This is a genomic window from Veillonella sp. HPA0037 (assembly GCF_000411535.1).
Lineage (GTDB): Bacteria > Bacillota > Negativicutes > Veillonellales > Veillonellaceae > Veillonella > Veillonella atypica.
In genome coordinates, this window is record NZ_KE150483.1 from 855,756 (window position 1) to 861,755 (window position 6,000).

The following is a 6,000-nucleotide window of genomic DNA, read 5'->3' on the forward strand; positions in this document are numbered from 1 at the left end:
TGTATGAAAGTAAACATGACTCTTCCCACTTGCTTTACTTTGTGTGAAAGCTCACATAAAATTCTATAGAATATGATATACTAGCACTAGATAGTTGTACATAGTTATAAGGAGGAACCATGAGTAAAACAGCCTATGTAGTACGTCATATCCACTTTGAAAACGCAGGTATTTTAGAACCTTTATTAATAGAACGCGGCTTTACCTTAGAATATATTGAGGCCCCCCTTGCTGACTTTAATCAGTACGATGCAAGTAAGGCAGATCTTGTTATCGTCTGTGGGGCACCTATTGGTGCATACGACGAAGAAATCTATCCTTTTTTAACCGATGAAATCAAGTTTATTAAGGACCGCATCGATAGTAAAAAACCATTACTCGGCATCTGTCTTGGAGCGCAACTTATTTCCCGCATCATGGGCGGCCATGTGGGCCCTATGAGCCATGGCAAAAAGGAAATCGGCTTTGGACCATTGCGTTTTACTGCTGAAGGGCAACATACACCACTAGCCCTCTTAGGCAATACACCTGTTCTACACTGGCATGGCGATGAATTTGACATTCCAGAAGGTGCCGTTCGCCTTGCTGAAACAGACCTCTGTCCTAACCAAGCCTTTTCGATTGGCAATCATATTTTAGGATTGCAATTTCACCTAGAGGCAGATCCGACCGTTATTGAAAGCTGGCTTGTGGGCCACTGTGCAGAGCTATGTAATGCGGGCATTGATATTCCTAGAATCCGCAAAGATGCACGAGTATTCTCCGAGTCCCTACCAGCAGCAGGCAAAAAAGCTATGGCCGCATGGCTAGAATGTAATAATCTATAATTAATCTCATAAACATACTACAAGCCCCCTGTTTATCTGGGGGCTTAGTCATGTGCACACGCATATAAAAGAGGCATCAACCATTACTGGCCGATGCCTCTTTATATTCATATATATATCCCTTACATATATACGTGAAATTGATGATTTTTACAAACAACACGTTCCCCAACGTGTCATTTATTCCACATCTGTATTGTATACCATTCTTAATTACTAGGCAAGAAGTTTTTCATAAAACTTTCATAAACTATTTTAAAAGTTTCAATGTACCTATACCACCTTATGCTGCCATGAACCACCTATAAAACGTATGTAGGCACAAACAAGCCGTAACGATTGATCTAAGCATAGAGAAATCCATGCCCCATATAGGCCTAGACCTAATGTAATACATAGTATATAGGTAATGATTGGGCGAATAACAGCAACGCTAATTAATGAATAATTCATGATATAGAAGGTATCACCTGCACCTTTCAACACGCCTGCAAAGACCTGTTGTAGTGCTTGAGGAAAGGCAGCGATAGCCATAATGCCCATCAATGCCGTAGCTAATGTGACAACCTCGCTTTCACGAGTATAGGCTTGTACCAGCAAATGACCGGCACTAATAAAAATGAGACCGCTAACGACCCCCACAAATAAACCCATGCGAGCACCGATACGACCAAAAGCCTTCGCTAAATCCGGCCGTTTATGTCCTAAGTTTTGCCCCGTATGAGAAGCCCCGGCAAAGCCAAGGCCCATGGCAAAGTAATAGAATATATCCATCAAATTCATACACACATAATGTGCAGCCAACGGTACGGCACCAAGGGATGCCACAATCATGGTATATGTATACATACCAAAACGTTCAAAGAACTGCTCCCCTAAAGAGCTACCCCCTACGTGGAATATCGTATGAAGTACGGAACGCTCAAAGCGCCATTTTGACGGATGCAATAAGGTTAGACCAGTCTTGGTATGTTGCGAAATAGCCCGCAATAGCAATGCTGCGATAACGGCACTACTGATGAGCGTCGAAATACCGGCCCCCATGACACCAAATTCTGGGAAAAAGGCAATACCATAGATTAAGAAGAAATTCATAATCGTATTTAATATATTCCCTACCACATTGGATTTAAAGATAACCTTTGTATTACCATAGCCGATGAGAGCGCCCCCTACAATTTGGCTAAAGGACTGGAACACAAGGCTCATGACAATGAACCGACCATACCAAACAGCCGTTTCAATATACCCATCCTCTGCGCCGGTAAATCGCAAAATATGCTCTAAATTAAATAAGCACGTAGCAAGCAATGGAATATAAATTAAAAAGTTCAGTAGTATGGATTGCTTGAGCACTGCATTCATGCCATCTACATCACCTTCACCATGACGGCGCGCAATAATTGCGGTGACTGCAATCGATAAGGCCCGGCAAATGACGAGCATAACCATTTCTGGTTGTCCCATGATACCTACAGAAGCCAGTGCAGAGGCACCCAAGGAGCCTACCATAGCCAAATCAATGGCAGTCATCAACTGCATCATGAGTCCTTGCAAGGTCGCAGGCCAAGCTATTTTTAAGTATTTATTATATAAGTTTTTTGTAGTATCTACCGGCCCCAGTCGATCCTTCATCGGTAATATGGTATCTACTGAGAACCAGCGTTGTAATGATGTTAACATAATGACTCCCCATAATAAACCTCAAGAGATTACATTAAACTTTCCATAATATTACCGTATTATATCATATAACATATGAGAAGTCATTCATATGTCATGCATTTTAAATAATAACTTATATCAAAAATGCAAAGAACCCCCTTGCATACGTTTTATACCTATCAGGGTATAAGTATCGTAGTTAAGAGGGTTCTTTATTTTATTCCAAGATTATTATATCTTTACAAGTTGATTTTTATTATCAATCATATATTACTTAGCCTTTGGATGCTAACAATTTATCTACCGCTGCTTTCAAATCATCTAAGCCCTTCTTCGTTTCTGCCAATTCACGACGTTGTTGTTCGTTCTCAGCTTCTAACGTAGTAAGACGCGCCGCTTGATCAGCGATAACATATTTTTGTTCTGCATTTTCCTTTTTAAGGCTAGAGACTTCATCTTGCATTACATACACAGAGCTAATAGGGCCTGCTTTGTAACGATCTGGAATATTTTTCTTTTCTGGGCTGTAACCAAATTTATGAGTTACACCAGCATTAACCATATTATGGTTACCACCAACGGAAACGCCTACGTTGAACATAGTGTTTTCATTTGTGTAATGCGCAAGGCCAAGGGCTGCCGCAGTTTCACCGCGATAGTTGCCTACACCGGCCATGACTTGTGTTGGTTCTAATGGATCGTATTGAATAGGTTTCAATGCTGCCATTGCCGCTGCATGAGCACCAACATGTTGTACTTCACCTGCTATTTGATTGATAGCTTGGCTAGTATTTGCATTGGACGCATTTAATTGAGATACATTCACTGCATCTGTTGGATCTGTACCAGGCGCCACCCCTTTAATTTGGTTATTACCATTATTGAGGCCATCCTTCGTTAAGGATACAGGGCCTGCATGTGGATTTGTAGGGTTCGCACTACCAGGCGTAATGGTAATACCATTACCATTCGTTACCGTTGTATTGCCAGCCGCATCCTTAAATGTAGCAGACTTCATGTCTGTAAGCTCAGGATTTACCGCATAACTGATAGATTTACCTGTTTGAGTAACCATCATGTTATTGCCTGCTTTGAAAGTAACGGTTTCTTCAGCCTTGATTTTTTCAGGGCTTGTACCTACAACAGTGCTTTGACCAGATCCTTCTTTATCAACAGCAGCCTTCCAACCAGAATCAGCTACGGCCTCTTTCAATTGATCCTCTGTAGCCGCACGGCCAGAAACGATAGAACCTGGTGTCCAAGTTTTATTAGTTAAGCCTGTTACCGTGCCAGTAGTACCATCTACTGTAACCGCCTTCGTTGGATCTGTCCCTAAGGTAATCTTATCATTCAACTTATTGTCATAAATTGTATGACCATCGGCAGCAGTTGTCTTAGTTAATACAATATTGCCCGTCGTACTACCTGCAGGTTGACCACCATTAGCAGTCAATTCTGTAGTGGACTTAGCAGCATATTCTTTCAACTGACCAACATTAACTGCATCTGTATTCGCCACACCAGCCGCAACATTCACAATCTTATTCTTGCCATTATCGAGGCCATTGCTAGTCAAGGAAACCGTATCTTTACCAGTTTTTGTAATCGTTATGCCATCTTTAGTGAAAGTTGCATTGTTGCCAGCAGCATCTTTAACAGTTACCCCCTTAGCATCAGCCTTAGTTTCATCACCAGCTGCATTTTTCAATGTATTACTAGTTGCATTGGATACATTAGTATTACCTGCGCCATCATCAATTACATTTTTATCAGCTGTAGATGTGTTCGTCTTAGCACCATCAGTGATAGTAGTACCCGCTGCAGTTGTAGCAGTGGATTTATTACCATCTACAACAGTGTTACCCGCTGCATTAGATGTATTTGTTTTACCACCATCTGTTTGAACGATGCTATCGCCTTTGATAACAGTTGTTTTACCGCCTGTTGCTTCAAAGGTTGCAGAATTCATCTTAGTAAGGTCTTTATTCAAAGAATAAGATACTGTTTTGCCATTTTGGTCGATAACAAGGTTATCTCCGGCTTGAAGTTTTACTTCTTCACCACTGGATACCTTAGTTGAAGCAGCACCATTAGATACACCGCTAGAACCAGCAACGGTACCAGTATTCACCTTCCAACCAGCGCCTACTGCATCAGATACTTGTTGCAATTGATCTTCTGTAGCAGCACGGCCAGTAGTAGCTTTTGTTACACCTGGAACCCATGTTGTATTAGTTAAACCATCCAAATGACCATTAGCGCCATCTAGTGTAACAGGACTTGCACCATTCCCCATAGTAATCTTATTGTTCACACCATCAACAGCAATGTTTCCAATGTTGGCTTTACCAGCAGTTATAGTAGATGTATTTGTACCATCTGTAATGGTATTCGATGTTGCATTGGATGTATTTACATTACCATTACCATCATCGATAACATTACTATCTACAGTGGACTTGTTAGACTTAGCACCATCTTTAATGACTTGACCATCTGCTGTGGTTTCTGTGGATTTAGTACCATTTGCTATCGTGTTACCGGCTGCTGTAGATGTATTCGTTTGAGCACCCGCAGTTTGTGTAATACTGTTACCAGTAATGACTGTTGTATTACTGCCTGTACCAAGGAATGTGGCAGAGTTCATCTTCACAAGATCTTTGTTAAGGGTGAATGTAAAGTCTCGTTCATTTTGATTTACTGTCATGTTTTCACCAGCAATCAATTGAACTTTATCATCTTTACCAACCTTAGCATCCTTCTTAGTACCTGTTTGAACACCAGAAGTAGTAGCATCTTTATCTGCCGTGATTTGCCATGTTTGTTCGCCTACAGCTTTTAATTGTTCTTCTGTAGCCGCACGGCCTTTCGTTGCAAAGTCTGCAGAATTTACTGTTGTGTTAGACAAACCAGTAATATCGTTTGTTGTACCACCAGTTACTGTTACAGTACCAGTCTTGATTGTACCTGCTGCACCATCTAACTTAACAGCATTAGCACCACCTGTAGTGAATGTATTATTTACACCATCAACTACAGAGGCGCCAACTGTAGCCTTACCAGCTGTACCATCAAGAGTAATTTTGTTACCACCAACACCAGTTGTAACATTATCTTTTGTAATAACGGTGCTGTTACCAGCATTATCTTTGACAGTTACAGAGCTAGATGTTGTTGCTGTAGTATTTGTACCATCTGTAATAGTATTACCATCCACAGTGGATTTATTTGACTTAGTACCATCTACAATTGTATTTTCATCAACAGTAGAAGTATTAGTCTTAGCACCGTCTTTAATCACTTGACCAGCTGCAGTAGTCTCTGTGGACTTAGTACCATTAGCTACAGTATTACCTGCTGCAGTAGATGTATTTGTTTGAGTACCTGCAGTTTGCGTAATGGAATCGCCAGTAATAACAGTTTTATTGGTGCCTGTACCAAGGAATGTGGCAGAGTTCATCTTCACAAGATCTTTGTTAAGGGTGAATGTAAAGTCTCGTTCATTTTG

3 protein-coding genes are annotated in these 6,000 nt (G+C 41.0%); 1 reads left to right on the forward strand and 2 read right to left on the reverse strand.

Features of this window, described 5'->3' with window-relative positions:
• Positions 1–119: 119 nt before the first annotated feature.
• On the forward strand, positions 120–827 hold the full coding sequence (locus HMPREF1477_RS04015; protein ID WP_016475907.1) for a glutamine amidotransferase: 708 nt from the start codon (positions 120–122) through the stop codon (positions 825–827).
• Positions 828–1,100: 273 nt separating this feature from the next.
• On the opposite strand, the gene HMPREF1477_RS04020 is transcribed toward HMPREF1477_RS04015, so the two are convergent.
• Both HMPREF1477_RS04020 and HMPREF1477_RS09720 read right to left on the reverse strand, forming a co-directional pair.
• Positions 1,101–2,510: an MATE family efflux transporter gene (locus tag HMPREF1477_RS04020; RefSeq protein ID WP_016475908.1), complete on the reverse strand. Its 1,410-nt coding sequence runs from the start codon at positions 2,508–2,510 to the stop codon at positions 1,101–1,103.
• A 256-nt stretch (positions 2,511–2,766) separates the two neighbouring features.
• On the reverse strand, positions 2,767–6,000 hold a 3,234-nt coding region (locus HMPREF1477_RS09720), incomplete at its 5' end, for a YadA-like family protein (RefSeq protein ID WP_016475909.1).

Coding starts and splice junctions, on each gene's coding strand:
- HMPREF1477_RS04015 (WP_016475907.1), top strand. CDS start 120: ATGAGTAAAACAGCCTATGTAGTACGTCATATCCACTTTGAAAACGCA.
- HMPREF1477_RS04020 (WP_016475908.1), bottom strand. CDS start 2,510: ATGTTAACATCATTACAACGCTGGTTCTCAGTAGATACCATATTACCG.